General features: G+C 65.3%; 12 protein-coding genes and 2 tRNA genes. 8 read left to right on the top strand and 6 right to left on the bottom strand.

The genetic code is table 11. From position 1 onward, the window contains the following. Positions 1-64 precede the first annotated feature (64 nt). From erpA to WJU17_RS02695, 5 genes are all read left to right on the top strand, one after another. Positions 65-403, top strand: a complete 339-nt coding sequence (erpA, locus tag WJU17_RS02715) for an iron-sulfur cluster insertion protein ErpA (RefSeq protein ID WP_346325805.1) — start codon at positions 65-67, stop codon at positions 401-403. Positions 404-605: 202 nt separating this feature from the next. Further along, positions 606-1,376 carry an exodeoxyribonuclease III gene (locus tag WJU17_RS02710; RefSeq protein WP_346327379.1) on the top strand — a complete coding sequence of 257 codons (771 nt, stop codon included), beginning with the start codon at positions 606-608 and terminating at the stop codon, positions 1,374-1,376. 256 nt (positions 1,377-1,632) lie between these two features. Then, the gene (locus tag WJU17_RS02705) at positions 1,633-2,634 is read left to right on the top strand and encodes an ABC transporter substrate-binding protein (RefSeq protein ID WP_346325804.1); all 1,002 of its coding nucleotides are present in this window, start codon (positions 1,633-1,635) and stop codon (positions 2,632-2,634) included. Next, positions 2,634-3,380 carry an ABC transporter ATP-binding protein gene (locus WJU17_RS02700; RefSeq protein WP_346325803.1) on the top strand — a complete coding sequence of 249 codons (747 nt, stop codon included), beginning with the start codon at positions 2,634-2,636 and terminating at the stop codon, positions 3,378-3,380. The genes WJU17_RS02705 and WJU17_RS02700 overlap by 1 nt, the downstream gene beginning before the upstream one ends. Positions 3,381-3,394: 14 nt before the next feature. Next, the gene (locus WJU17_RS02695; RefSeq protein WP_346327378.1) at positions 3,395-4,144 is read left to right on the top strand and encodes an ABC transporter permease; all 750 of its coding nucleotides are present in this window, start codon (positions 3,395-3,397) and stop codon (positions 4,142-4,144) included. Positions 4,145-4,204: 60 nt separating this feature from the next. On the opposite strand, the gene ilvD is transcribed toward WJU17_RS02695, so the two are convergent. The 5 genes from ilvD to WJU17_RS02670 all read right to left on the bottom strand — a co-directional run bounded on the left by ilvD (position 4,205) and on the right by WJU17_RS02670 (position 11,951). Next, complete coding sequence (ilvD, locus tag WJU17_RS02690; protein ID WP_346325802.1) at positions 4,205-5,929, bottom strand: dihydroxy-acid dehydratase; 1,725 nt, start codon at positions 5,927-5,929, stop codon at positions 4,205-4,207. A 148-nt stretch (positions 5,930-6,077) separates the two neighbouring features. Further along, positions 6,078-8,735 carry a valine--tRNA ligase gene (locus WJU17_RS02685; protein ID WP_346325801.1) on the bottom strand — a complete coding sequence of 886 codons (2,658 nt, stop codon included), beginning with the start codon at positions 8,733-8,735 and terminating at the stop codon, positions 6,078-6,080. Positions 8,736-8,819: 84 nt separating this feature from the next. Beyond that, positions 8,820-9,707: a DUF2497 domain-containing protein gene (locus WJU17_RS02680; protein WP_346325800.1), complete on the bottom strand. Its 888-nt coding sequence runs from the start codon at positions 9,705-9,707 to the stop codon at positions 8,820-8,822. Positions 9,708-9,858: 151 nt separating this feature from the next. Continuing rightward, positions 9,859-11,193: a TolC family outer membrane protein gene (locus tag WJU17_RS02675; RefSeq protein WP_346325799.1), complete on the bottom strand. Its 1,335-nt coding sequence runs from the start codon at positions 11,191-11,193 to the stop codon at positions 9,859-9,861. Between the two features lie 104 nt (positions 11,194-11,297). After that, positions 11,298-11,951 (bottom strand): protein-L-isoaspartate O-methyltransferase, encoded by a 654-nt coding sequence (locus WJU17_RS02670; RefSeq protein ID WP_346325798.1) that lies wholly within the window; start codon positions 11,949-11,951, stop codon positions 11,298-11,300. Between the two features lie 149 nt (positions 11,952-12,100). Between WJU17_RS02670 and WJU17_RS02665 the strand changes: the two genes are divergently transcribed. From WJU17_RS02665 to WJU17_RS02655, 3 genes are all read left to right on the top strand, one after another. Beyond that, a tRNA-Cys gene (locus WJU17_RS02665) sits at positions 12,101-12,174 on the top strand. Between the two features lie 113 nt (positions 12,175-12,287). Continuing rightward, positions 12,288-12,363, top strand: a tRNA-Asn gene (locus WJU17_RS02660). A 340-nt stretch (positions 12,364-12,703) separates the two neighbouring features. Further along, on the top strand, positions 12,704-13,084 hold the full coding sequence (locus WJU17_RS02655) for a hypothetical protein (protein ID WP_346325797.1): 381 nt from the start codon (positions 12,704-12,706) through the stop codon (positions 13,082-13,084). A 49-nt stretch (positions 13,085-13,133) separates the two neighbouring features. Here WJU17_RS02655 and WJU17_RS02650 read toward each other — a convergent pair whose 3' ends face one another. After that, positions 13,134-13,817, bottom strand: a complete 684-nt coding sequence (locus WJU17_RS02650; RefSeq protein WP_346325796.1) for a Fe2+-dependent dioxygenase — start codon at positions 13,815-13,817, stop codon at positions 13,134-13,136. Positions 13,818-13,852 lie beyond the last annotated feature (35 nt).

Below are 13,852 nucleotides of genomic sequence, written 5' to 3'. Positions count from 1 at the left end.
ATTGACAACCCGCGCAACCCGCCTACATTACGAGTCAGCGAGTTAGAGGCGTTCTAGGGATAACATGACCGTGTCGCAACTGGTATCCGTCACCGACAGCGCCGCCCGGCGCATCGCCTTCCTCATGCAGCAGGATGGCGGCGGCGACGCCGCGCTTCGCGTGGCCGTCAATGGCGGCGGCTGTTCGGGCTTCCGCTATGATTTCACCTTCGACGACGCGCGCCAGCCCGATGACCTCGTCATCGAGAAGGACGGCGCCGTAGTGCTGATCGATTCCATGTCCCAGCTCTATCTTGCCGGGGCCCAGATCGATTTCGTCGAGGATGTGATCGGCTCCAGCTTCCAGATTCAGAACCCGAACGCGTCGTCTTCCTGCGGCTGCGGCACGTCCTTCTCGATCTGACCCTTCACAACAGACATAGAAGTCGTCTCCGTCCCGCCTGAGGGCACAGAGCGGCGTCGGATTCATGAATCTGCTGTTCTGTCATCGCCGTACCGGCTGACACGGCGCCGAGAGCGGTTCCCGTCGCGGACACATCTGCTAACATGCGCGCCGCGCGCGATCCGCGCGCGTTGAGCATTTCCTGTGACCAGTTGGGGCCATGATGAAGATAGCGACCTGGAACGTGAACTCGGTGAAGGCACGCCTGCCCCGCGTGCTGGAATGGCTGAAGGAAGCCAGTCCCGATGTCGCCCTGCTCCAGGAGATCAAGGTGGTCGACGATGGGTTTCCGGCCATGGAAATCCAGGATCTTGGCTACAATATCGCCACCCACGGCCAGAAGACCTACAATGGCGTCGCGATCCTGTCGAAACATCGGCTGGAGGACATCAGCATGGGCCTGCCCGGCGGCGACGGGTCGGACGTGCAGGCTCGGTACATTGAGGCCTTTACGGGCGGCGTCCGTGTCGGGTGCATCTATCTGCCCAACGGCAATCCGGCGCCCGGCGACAAATATGACTACAAGCTGGCCTGGATGGACCGCCTGGTCGCCCATGCCCGCGAGTTGCTGACCTGGGAGGAACCTCTTGTCCTGGGCGGCGACTACAACATCTGCCCGCAGGACGAGGATGTCTGGAACCCGGCCGGGTTCGCCACCGATGCGCTGTGCCTGCCGCAAAGCCGCAACCGCTTCCGGCAATTGCTCAATCTGGGCCTGACCGACGCCATTCGCGCCTATCATACCGGCCCGCTCTACTCGTACTGGGACTATCAGGCCGGTGCGTGGGAGAAGGATCACGGTCTGCGGATCGATCATCTGCTGCTGTCACCGCAGGCCGCCGACCGGCTCAGGGATGCCGGCGTCGACCGCGGCCCGCGTGGCCGCGAAAGGCCGTCCGACCATACGCCCGTGTGGTGTGAGGTGGAGATCTAAGTGTTCCTGGTCCACCGCCTCATTATTGCCCCTTCATTGTCACTCCGGACCTGTTCCGGGGTCGCGAACGAGCAAGGCGCCAAAGCAACCGTTTATGCCATGGCCCTCGTGCCGCTTTCCCACTGATCCGTTCCCGGCCAGAGACAGGCCCCGGAACAAGTTCGGGATGGCAATGGGAGGAGGATTTGTTGGTAAAACTGCCTTGCGCGCCAAGGCGCCAGACGCAATTCTGGCCGGTGCAAGAGGGAGATTTCACTTGAACGGATTACGACTGTTGTTGGTGGCCGCCGCCGGCCTGCTTGCGGCCGCGTGTTCGGAGGAAAAGCCCGCGGAGACGCCGGTTTCCAAACGCCCGACACCCATCGTCTTCGCCACCGACTGGCGCGCGCAGGCCGAACAGGGCGGGTTCTATCAGGCGCTGGCCACCGGCGAGTACGCGAAGCGCGGACTGGATGTGACGATCCTCCAGGGCGGTCCCTCGGTCAACGTGCCGCAGCTTCTCGCCTCGGGCGCGGTGCAGATGGGCATGGGCTCCAACAGTTTCATCATCCTCAACCTGGCGTCGGAAAAGGTGCCGGTGACGGCGGTCGCCGCCTTCATGCAGAAGGACCCGCAGGTGCTGATGGCGCATCCCGGCCAGGGCATTAATTCGCTGGCCGACATGAAAGGACGGCCGATCCTGCTGGGTGACGCGTCGATCACGGCGTTCTGGGTCTGGCTGAAGGCAAAATACGGCTTCACCGACGATCAGGTGCGCAAATACACCTTCAATCCGGGCCCGTTCCTCGCCGACCCCAAGGCGATCCAGCAGGGTTATGTGACCAGCGAGCCGTACACGATCGAGCAGCAGGGCGGCTTCAAGCCGGAGGTGTTCCTGCTCGCCGATGAAGGTTATCCGGGCTACGCGGCCATGGTGCTCGCGCCGGACAGCCTGATCGCGTCCGATCCCGACGCGGTGCGGGCCTTCGTCGAGGGCAGCGCCGCCGGCTGGCGGTCCTATCTGAACGGCGATCCCGAGCCGGGCGACGCGCTGATCCTGAAGGACAATCCGGAAATGACGCCGGCGCTGCTCGCCCAGGCGCGCGAGAAGATGAAGGCGTACGGCATCGTCGAATCCGGCGGCGCCGAAATCGGCGCCATGACCGATGCCCGCTGGGAAGAGTTCTTTCGCATGGCGTCGCAACAGGGCGTGTACGCGAAGGACCTGGATTTCCGCAAGGCCTACAGCCTGGACTTCCTGAAGCCCGCAGCGCCGTGATGAGCATCGCCCGGCTCTCGTCGGTCGAGGTCGAGTATCCGACCCGAGGCAAGGCCCTCGGTCCGTTCGACCTGTCCGTCGCGCCGGGCGAAATCGTGGCGCTGGTCGGCCCGTCCGGCTGCGGCAAGAGCACGGCGCTGCGTCTGCTCGCTGGCCTGGAAGCGCCGACACGCGGACAGGTGGAGCGCACGCCCGGGCGCGGCAAGACCTCGGTGGTGTTCCAGTCCCCTACCCTGATGCCGTGGGCGACGGCGCTGGCCAATGTGGCGCTGCCGCTGGAGCTGGCGGGCGAGGACAAGGCCGGATCGCGGGCCAAGGCGCTCGCGGCGCTGGAGCGGGTCGGGCTGGCCTCGGCGGCCCAGGCCAAGCCGGCGCAATTGTCCGGCGGGATGGCCATGCGCGTGTCGCTGGCCAGGGCGCTGGTGACCGAGCCCGAGTTGCTGCTGCTCGACGAGCCCTTCGCCGCGCTGGACGAGATCACACGGCGCGCGCTGGCCGAGGACGTGCACCGGCTGTGGTCGCAGAGTCATCCGGCCATCGTGTTCGTGACGCACAATGTGGAGGAAGCGGTCTATATGGCCAACAGGGTCGTGGTGATCAGCGCCGCGCCCGGCCGCGTGTTCAGCGAGACACCCATCGACCCCGCCTTCCCGCGCCCGGCCGATTTCCGCACCACGCTGGCATTCCGCGCCGCCGCCGAGAGCATTTCCCACGATCTGGCGGCGGGCATGGAGCGCGCGGCGTGAGGCATGCGCTGGACATGGCCGCGCCGGTCATCCTGATCGCCATATTGCTGGCGGTCTGGGAGATCGCGTGCCGCGCCCTGGCCGTTCCGAGCTATTTTCTGCCGCCGCCTTCACAGGTCGCGCTGGAAGCAGCGGCCGGCGCGCCGGTGCTGCTCGCCTCGGCCTGGAACACTCTGGTCATGGCGCTGCAGGCGCTGGTGCTCGCCAGCGTTCTCGCCTGCGGCGTCGCCCTGCTGGTGGCGCTGAACCGCACCCTCGAAAAGGCGGTGCAGCCGCTTGCCGTGGCGCTTCAGGTCACGCCCGTCGTGGCCATCGCACCGCAGGTGGTGATCTGGGCCGGGCTCGACCATCCGAACCGGGCCATCGTCGCGCTGGCCGCCATCGTCGCGTTCTTTCCCATCTTCTCGGGCGCCCTCACCGGGTTGAAATCCGCCGATCCAGACCTTGAGCGGCTGTTCGACCTGTACGGCGCGAACCGGCGCCAGCGGCTGTGGCGCCTGCGTATTCCGTCGGCCATGCCGTTCGTGCTGGAAGGCCACAAGGTGGCGGGCGGGCTCGCGGTGATCGGCGCGGTGGTGGCCGAGTTCGTCGCCGGGTCGGGCGCGGCGCAGGGGCTGGCCTGGCGCATCCTGGAGTCCAGCAACCGGCTGCAAACCGCCCGGACGTTCGCCGCCGTGATCGTGCTGGCGATCATGGGGGCGCTGCTGCACGCCGTGCTGCGCTATGGCGAACAGGCCATCCTGCGGCGGCTGCGGGGTCGCTGAGACAGCAAAAAGCCGCCGCCCCTGCGTGGAGCGATGGCTTTCGACTTTTCGCGGATCAGATCAGATGTCGGCGTAGACGTGAGTCTCGGCCGCGCCGCCCGGATGGGTGACGGCGCCCTTGTAGGCCGGGCCGACGAGCTGGGAATATTTCCACAGCGCGCCGGACTGGTACTGGTTCTTGCGCGGCGTCCATTCCTTGCGGCGCGCCTCCAGTTCCTCGTCCGTGAGCTCGACGCTCAGGGTGCCGGCGTCGGCGTCGATATGGATGATGTCGCCATCCTTCAGGAGGCCGATGGGACCGCCCAGCGCCGCTTCCGGTCCCACATGGCCGATGCACAGGCCGCGCGTGCCGCCGGAGAAGCGGCCGTCGGTGATCAGCGCGACCTTGGAGCCCATGTCCTGACCGACGATGGCGGCCGTGGTGGCGAGCATCTCGCGCATGCCGGGGCCGCCCTGCGGGCCTTCATAGCGGATGACCAGCACGTCGCCCTCGCCGTACTGGCGGTTCTCGACCGCGGCGAAGCAGGCTTCCTCGCCATCGAAGCAGCGGGCGCGGCCGGTGAACTTCAGGTTCTTCATGCCGGCGACCTTCACGATCGCGCCTTCGGGGGCGAGATTGCCCTCGAGGCCGACAACGCCGCCGGTCGGCGTGATAGGGTCGTTATAGGGACGCATCACGTCCTGATCGGTGTTCCAGACCACGTCCTTCAGATTCTCGGCGATGGTCTTGCCGGTCACGGTGATGCAGTCGCCGTGGATGTAGCCGCCTTCCAGCAGGGTCTTCAGCAGCATCTGGATGCCGCCGGCTTCCCACATGTCCTTGGCCACGTACTTGCCGCCCGGCTTCATGTCGGCCAGATAGGGCGTGCGCTTGAAGATTTCGGCCACGTCCTGCAGCGTGAAGTCGATGCCGCATTCATGGGCGATGGCGGGCAGATGCAGCGCGCCATTGGTGGAACCGCCCGTGGCCGCGACGACGACGGCGGCGTTCTCCAGCGACTTGCGGGTGACGATGTCGCGCGGGCGGATGTTGCGGGCCAGCAGTTCCATCACGGCGACGCCGCTGTCATAGGCGAACTGGTCGCGGGATTCGTAAGGCGCGGGCGCGCCGGCCGAGCCGGGCAGCGCAAGGCCGATGGCCTCGGACACGCAGGCCATGGTGTTGGCGGTGAACTGGCCGCCACAGGAGCCTTCCGACGGACAGGCGACGCATTCCAGCTTGAACAGCTCTTCCTCGGCCAGATTGCCGGCGGAGAACTGGCCGACGGCCTCGAACACGTCGACGACGGTGACGTCCTTGCCGTGGAACTTGCCGGGCAGGATCGAGCCGCCATACATGAACACGGACGGCACGTTGAGACGCACCATGGCCATCATCAGGCCGGGCAGCGACTTGTCGCAGCCGGCGAAGCCGACGAGCGCGTCATAGCAATGGCCGCGCATGGAGAGTTCCACCGAATCCGCGATCAGGTCGCGGCTGGGGAGCGAGGAGTACATGCCGGCATGGCCCATGGCGATGCCGTCGGTGACGGTGATGGTGGTGAACTCACGCGGCGTGCCGCCGGCGGCCCAGACGCCGTCCTTGGCGACCTTGGCCTGGCGCATCAGCGCCGAGTTGCAGGGCGCGGACTCATTCCAGGTGCTGACCACGCCGACGAGCGGCTGGTGGATCTGTTCGTCGTTCAGCCCCATGGCGTAATAGTACGAACGGTGCGGCGCCCGCGACGGACCTTCCGTCACATAGCGGCTGGGCAGTTTGGATTTGTCGAAGCGGTGCGCGTCCATGGCCTGATCTCCCGAGTTGTGGGCAGGGTTATAAACGCGGCGCGCGCGCGGGCCAAGCATGGATGCGGCACGCCGCGGCGGTGTCCCGACAGAGAAAAGGCCACCCAGCTTCCGGCTGGATGGCCTTTGGAACGCGTATGGATTGGCGTCAGGCCAGCGCGTCCAGACGGGCGATGGCGTCCTTCAGCGTGGCGACGAGCTGGGTCATTTCCTCGCGCCGCTCGCGCTGCTCGATCACGACCGCTTCCGGCGCCTTGGCGACGAAGCCCGGATTGTTCAGGCGGCCGTCGAGGCTGGCCACTTCCTTGCTCGCCTTGTCGATTTCCTTGAGCAGACGCGCCTTCTCGGCGGCCACGTCGATGACGCCGGCCAGCAGCAGGCCGAGCGTGGAGTCGCCGATGGCGATCTGGACCGTGCCCTGCGGGAACTCGGCCACCGTATCGACGCGCTCGATGCGCGCCAGCCGGGCGATGACCGGCTGGAGGACGGCGGTTTCGTCGAGCAGGGTCGCGAAGGCGGCGGTTTCCGATTGCTGGACCGCGACTGCGATGCGCGCGCCCGGCGGCACGTTCATTTCCGTGCGGACCACGCGGACGCGGGTGATGAGGTCGATCACGCCTTCGATCTCGCGGCTCGAGGCAGCATCGACCAGATCGGTGCGCGGCGCCGGCCAGTCGGCCAGGATCAGCAGGTCGTCATGGGTCTGACGCCACAGATATTCGGTGATGAATGGCATGAACGGATGCAGCAGGCGCAGGATCTGCTCCATGGCCCACGCGGTCATGCCGCGCGTCTCGGCCTTCACCGCCTCGTCCGCGCCGCCCAGCAGCGGCTTGGTGAACTCCAGATACCAGTCGCAGAAATCGCCCCAGACGAACTGGTAGAGCGCGCCCGCCGCCTCGTTGAAGCGGTACGCCTCCAAGGCTTCGGTGACGGCGGCGGTGGTCGCGGCGACCTTGGCGGCGAGCCAGCGATTCACCGGCTGGGTCGCGCCCGACGGCTCGAACCCGCCGACAGCGAGCGCGTCGTTCATGCCGCAATAGCGGTAGGCGTTCCACAGCTTGGTGCCGAAATTGCGATAGCCCTCGACGCGCTGCTTGGACAGCTTGATGTCCCTGCCCTGCGCCGCCATGGCGGTCAGGGTGAAGCGCAGCGCGTCGGCGCCGTATTCGTCGATGAGCTGGAGCGGATCGATGACGTTGCCCTTGGACTTCGACATCTTCTGGCCCTTCTCGTCGCGGACCAGCGCATGGATGTAGACCGTGTGGAACGGCACGTCCTGCATGAAGTAGATGCCCGACATCATCATGCGGGCGACCCAGAAGAAGATGATGTCGAAGCCGGTGACCAGCACGTCGGTCTTGTAGTGGCGCTTCACCTCGGGCGTCTGCTTTGGCCAGCCCAGGGTGGAGAACGGCCAGAGCTGGGACGAGAACCAGGTGTCGAGCACGTCCTCGTCGCGGGTCAGCGTCTCGTTTGTGCCGTAATGGGCGCGCGCCTCGGCGGCGGCGTCGTCTTCGGTTTCGGCGACGAAGACCTTGCCGTCCGGGCCGTACCAGGCCGGAATCTGGTGGCCCCACCACAGCTGGCGCGAGATGCACCAGGGCTGGATGTTGCGCAGCCATTCGAAATAGGTTTTTTCCCAGTTGCGGGGCACGAAGACGGTCTGGCCGGTCTCGACGGCGGCGAGCGCCGGCTTGGCGAGCGTCGCCGCGTCCACATACCACTGGTCGGTCAGCCACGGCTCGATGACGACGCCGCTGCGGTCGCCATGCGGCACCATGTGGACGTGATCCTCGATCTTCTCCAGCAGGCCCAGCGCGTCCAGGTCCTCGACGACCTTGGCGCGCGCCTTGAAGCGTTCCATGCCGCGATAGGCCTCGGGCACGTTCTCGTTCAGGTGCGCCGCGGCGTCGAGGATGTTGATCATGGGCAGACTGTTGCGGCGGCCGACCTCGAAATCGTTGAAGTCGTGGGCCGGCGTGATCTTCACCGCGCCGGAGCCGGTCTCGGGGTCCGCGTACAGATCGGCGATGATGGGAATCTGGCGCCCGGTCAGCGGCAGATCGACCATCTTGCCGATCAAGTCGCGGTAACGCTCGTCATCGGGATGCACGGCGACGGCGGTGTCGCCCAGCATGGTCTCGGGCCGCGTGGTGGCGACGACGATGAAGCGGCCGGGCTCGCCGGCGATGGGATAGCGGAAATGCCAGAGATGGCCCTTGATCTCGCGCGGCTCCACTTCCAGGTCGGAAATGGCCGTGGCGAATTTGGGGTCCCAGTTGACCAGCCGCTTGTCCTTGTAGATCAGGCCGGCGCGGTACCATTCGACGAACACCTTGAGCACGGCCTTGCTCAGGCCCTCGTCCATGGTGAAGCGCTCGCGCGACCAGTCGCAACTGGCGCCGAGGCGGCGCAGCTGGTTGATGATGGTACCGCCCGATTCTTCCTTCCAGGTCCAGACCCGCTTCAGGAACTCGTCGCGCCCCAGATCCTGGCGGCGGATGTTGCCCTGTTCGGCCAACTGGCGCTCGACGACCATCTGAGTCGCGATGCCCGCATGGTCGGTGCCCGGCTGCCACAGCACGTCGCGGCCGCGCATGCGCTCGAAGCGCACCAGCACGTCCTGCAGCGTGTTGTTGAGCGCGTGGCCCATGTGCAGGCTGCCGGTGACGTTCGGCGGCGGAATGACGATGGTGTAGGGATCGGCATCGGGACGCTTGCCGCACGCGAAGGCGTCGGCTTTTTCCCATTCGGCGTAGATTTCGGGTTCGACCTCGGCGGGCCGAAAGACTTTATCCAGCATCGCGGACACGCTTCTCGGTAAACTCGGATTCGGCCCGGGGTTGTACCGGGAAACGGCGCGCGATACCAGTAAAGCCGGAAAAGCCTAGCGGCTGAGGCGGCGAATCTCGGCCTGGATCATGTCCTCGACGATGCGCGGCAGGTTGGCGTCGAGCCATTCCTTCATCAGCGGCTTCAGCATGGCGCGCACGACGCCTTCCAGGGTCTTTTCCTCGCCGGCATAGCCGGTCACCAGGGTCTGCGCGAGCTGGTCGAACGCCGAGCTGGTCTTGACGGCGGTTTCCGGGGACAGGATGCGTTCCTTCGGGGCGTCCATCGATACAACCTCTTCTTGCGGTTCAAGGGCAAAGTCGCGGCTGTCGCCCGACAGGGGCGCCGCAACACTGTCGTCCGCCTCGTAAACGGAATCGGCTTCGTCGGCGAGGTCCTGAAGACCCTCCAGATAGCTTGGGATATTCGGCGTCTGGGCCGCGGTGTCCTGGTACTGCTCGGGCATGCGCGGCGGCAGCGGCTCCATCATGTCCGTCAGACCGACGGTGACGACGGGGCGATAGAGCGGCGGCGGTGACGGCTCGATGCTCCACACCGGCTGCGGCGCGGGCCTGTCCTCCATCTCGTCCTCGACGGTGACGGCCTCGTTGAACTCGTCGGCGGAAAACTCGGCCTCGAGATCGAGCGGCTCCTCCTCGGGCAGCAGCGGGGCGCTTTCTCCGTAGGGATCGGTCCAGTCCGACGCCCCGTCGGCGATCTCCTCGGGCAGAACCTCGGTGAGTTCGAGGACTTCCTCGTCCTCCTCCACGATGGTCCTGGGCGGCAGCGCGTCGGCCTCGGTCGACAGCGCGAGTGTTTCCTCGTCCGCCGTGGGCCGGGCATTCTCGGCGTTGTCCTCGTCCTGGGCGATCATCTTTCGGATCGACGCCAGAATGTCCTCCATGGACATTTCCTCGCCGGCCTTGCTGTCAGGTTTGCTCATCGGTGCTCTCGTGGACCCGGTCCAAGCGTCAGGATGCTGGCGCACACTATACGCCGGTTAGGCCCTGCTGACAGGAAAAACATTCAAACGGCCGCGATTACGACCATTTAACGGCAAAAGCGAAGGATTACGATGAACGGAATACCGCCTGTCAGTCTTCCGTTCCCCAGCCGAACCAGGTGTTGGTCGCACGCTCGTAATAGGCTTCCGGATCATACTGCTGCACCGGGAGGTTCAGGGCCTGCGCCGTGCCTCGTCCCATGGCGGCCAGCAGCCGGAACGACGCGACATATTCGTCGCGGTTCGCGCGCACCAGTTGGACCTGTGCGTCTAGCGCCTCCTGCTCGGCATCCAACACGTCAAGCGTGGTGCGCGAGCCCACTTCCAGTTCCTGCCGCACGCCTTCCAGGGCGATGCCGTTGGCGCGCACCTGGGATTCGCTCGATTCGATGATCGCCTGCGCGGCGCGCAGCTGTTCCCAGGCGACATTGACGGATTCGCGCGTCTCGCGTTCAGCCTGGATCGCCTGCATGCGTCGCTGGGCACTGACCTGCTTGGCCTGCCTGATCCGCGAACTCGTCACGCCCGCCTGATAGATCGGGACGCGCGCCCGCGCCATGATGCTGGTGGTGTCGCTGGCGAAGCCGCTGACGAACTGATCCTCGGCATACTGGTATTCGGCGACCAGGCTGAACTCCGGGCCCAGTTCCGATTTCGCGGTGTTGATGGAGCGCCGGGCCGCCTCTTCCTCGAGACGGGCTTCCTGCAGCACCGGATTATCGGCCAGGGCGATCTCCAGCGCGCGGTCCTCCGACTCGGGGATCGCCCCGAGCGGACCGGGTTCCGTGAGGGTACCAGGCGCGTTGCCGATTATGCGCTCGTACGCGGCCCTGCTCGCGGCCAGATCGGCTTCGGCGGCGATCCGGGCGGAAACCGCGCCCGACATGCGTGCCTCCGACTGGGCGACATCGGTACGGGTGATCTCGCCCACTTCGAAGCGGTCGCGCGAGGCGCCGAACTGGCGGTCGAGCACCTGCACGTTGTTGCGCCGCAGGTCGAGCACCGCCTGATCGCGCAGCACGTCCATATAGGCCGCGACAGCCGCCAACAGGACATCCTGCTCCGTCGCGACGAGGCCGCTGCGGGCGGCCTGCACGCGCGTCTTGGCCTCCTTGGCGGCGTTATAGGTCCTGAAGCTGCGGAACAGCGGCTGTTCGATGGTGACGGCGGCGGTCTTGGGATTGAGGGTCTGCTTGCCGCCACCTTCGAAGAAATTGTCGGTGCGTTCCTTGGCGGCGGTCGCGTTCGCCGACACGGTCGGGCGATATCCCGACAGGGCCTGGGAGACATTCTCATCCTCGGCGCGGACACCGGCGCGCTGCGCCTCGAGCACCGGATTGTTCTGATAGGCCGCGGCCAGTGCTTCCTGAAGGGTTTCGCCGTATGCCGGCATGATCCCCAGTGCCGTGACGGCGGCGCCGAGCACCAGACTTTTCCTGAAATTTCCTATGGACACAAAAAGTCACTCCCCACGGGTTCGCGCCGGTTCACACGCGCTTCCGGCGGTACCATACGAGGCCTTGATGCGGTCTAAAACACAAAACCCGCTTCGAGCGCGAAACCGGGCAGCATCGGAGTGCTGGCGTCGAACAGCTCGCGTCGGCCTATCACACCACCGCTGCGCGTGAACAGCACCGCCTTGCCGATACCGCGTCCCGCGATCACGGCGACGAGCCTGCCGCCTTCGGCCAGCTGATCGAGAATCCGCTGGGGGACATGCTCGACCGCGCCTTCCAACACGATGACGTCGTAAGGCGCCTGGTGTGCATACCCCTCGCTCAGCCGCCCGGTGACCGCCACCGCATTGACCACGTCGGCGGACGCGAGGGTCGCGCTGGCCTGTTCGGACAACGCTTCGTCCTCCTCGAGGGCGACCACCACATTGGCCAGGCGGGCCAGAATGGCGGCGGAATAGCCGGTGGCGCAGCCCACATCGAGCACGGCATCGGTCTTCTTCACGCCGGCCTCCTGCAGCAGGCGGGCAAACACCATCGGCTCCATGACATAGCGGCCGGGCGCCACCTGCAGATCGTCGTCCACATAGGCGACACCGCGCAGCGCCGCGGGCACGAACGTTTCGCGCGCCACCGCGCCCATCGTCTCGATCAAGCGGGCGTCCGTGACCCTGTTGGGCAGAAGCTGGGAATCGACCATCTGCTTACGCGCGGCTGCGAAGTCGGTCATCGGTGTATCCTGGTTCTAGGCGTGCCGCGGAGACGTGAGCCGCCGCAGGCTGGGATTGCGAGGCGATTTATATATTCGGTGGCTCAGGCTGACAATCATACGATTGTCGGGTCTGATCTGCTCTGCTATACCGCGCCGGCACCACAGGCGGCGACGTGGCGGAGTGGTGACGCAGCGGACTGCAAATCCGTGTACGCCGGTTCGATTCCGGCCGTCGCCTCCAAATCATCCCAAGGGATTTAAAAATCCTCGAAAGATGAAAACGGGCTTTGCAAGGCGTAACGGCTTTGCTAATACACACGCCGCCTCAGGCACCATCCTGAAGCGGAACACTGGTCCCCGGTAGCTCAGCTGGTAGAGCACGCGACTGTTAATCGCTAGGTCGTTGGTTCGAGTCCGACCCGGGGAGCCAATTCGAGAAGGGTCAGCCGCAAGGCTGGCCCTTTTTCTTTGTTTTAAAGAACAATGTTCCGAATATTCGGTCCATGAGATTGCCAGTCCCGCACGATTACGTAGGCGACGTCGCAGTGGTCACGCGTCCCGCAGGCGACTCGGCACACACGGAATCATGCTGGTCCGAGAGGTGATCCCGAGCGTTGGGATGGTGGCATGGAACGCAGCCGAGGCGATGGTGCCCAGGTGCCGATTTTTTTCACAAAAAGTCGTTGGGACGCGTTGCGTAGCAACCTGGGTTAAACCCGACGCGCTGCGCGAATGACAGAATCGGAGTGACAGCGGAGAGGACTTATCCCATGACGATTCTAGAAGCCTATGACCGCCTGGATCTAGGGATCTATCGCTGCGCGGACGGCCAGCTCTTCGATATCACTGCTGTCTCATACATTCCCCAGCAGGGAGAAATGGCGTGGCGCTACATCGTGCTGGCTACCTCGACCGATAAAACCCAGAGGGGTTTCCATTGCCTTATACCGCAAGTCGGAAACCTGGGATGGGACGACGCCGACTTTGCCGTCTCAACGGACATACTCGCACATATCCAGCGCCTGCTGGATGGCGGAGAAACCGCCCAACCCATGATCAGCGTCATCGCAGGGCGATACCTGTTGGCCGAGATAGATCGATCCGGCTTGCAACAGGCGCTTCGCCCCACGCACTCCACTCAACCGGCTTGATGCCGTCTGGACATAAGCGGGCCGTTCACCGGAGACCTCTCCGGTCGGTTCAGAGGATTGCCCAGCGGCGCAGCAGGTTGTGGTAGCAGCCGGTAAGCGCGATCAACGCGGGATGATCGTCGCCCACCTCGCCTCGTAACCGCTGGATGCTCATGTCCATATCGAACAGGACGCTACGTTCACCATCATCGGCAACAAGACTCTGTATCCAGAAGAATGACGCGATTCGCGCGCCTCTGGTGACAGGACGTACGCTGTGCAGGCTGGTCGCGGGATAAAGAATCATGTGCCCGGCGGGCAGCTTCACGCTCTGGACGCCATAAGCGTCCTCGATCACCAGTTCGCCACCATCGTAGCTGTCGGGATCGGAGAGGAAAACAGTCGCCGACATGTCCGTGCGGATTCGTCTTCCCGTGCCCGTCACGGGGCGAATCGCGTTGTCCACATGGGTGCCGAAGGTGTGTCCCGGTTCGTAGCGGTTGAACAGGGGCGGAAAAATCTCGGCGGGCAACGCCGCCGACTGGAACAGCAGGTTGCGGCGCAGGGCATCGAGGATCAGCACGCCAAGGTCGCGCGCTGCCTCGCTGTCTTCCGGCACCTGCAGATTATGCTTGGCGCGGGCCGACTGATAACCGGCCGTCACCCGGCCATCGCCCCAGGGCGCGGCCGCCAGCACCGTCATGCAGTGGGCGACCTCGTCCGGGGTCAGGAGCTTTTCGATTTCCAGCAGCATCGTCCCTCCTCCGCCGGCGCGGAGCGGACCAGGCG

This window comes from Iodidimonas sp. SYSU 1G8, from assembly GCF_039655775.1.
GTDB lineage: Bacteria > Pseudomonadota > Alphaproteobacteria > SMXS01 > SMXS01 > RI-34.
This window is presented reverse-complemented; position numbering and strand designations above follow the sequence as displayed.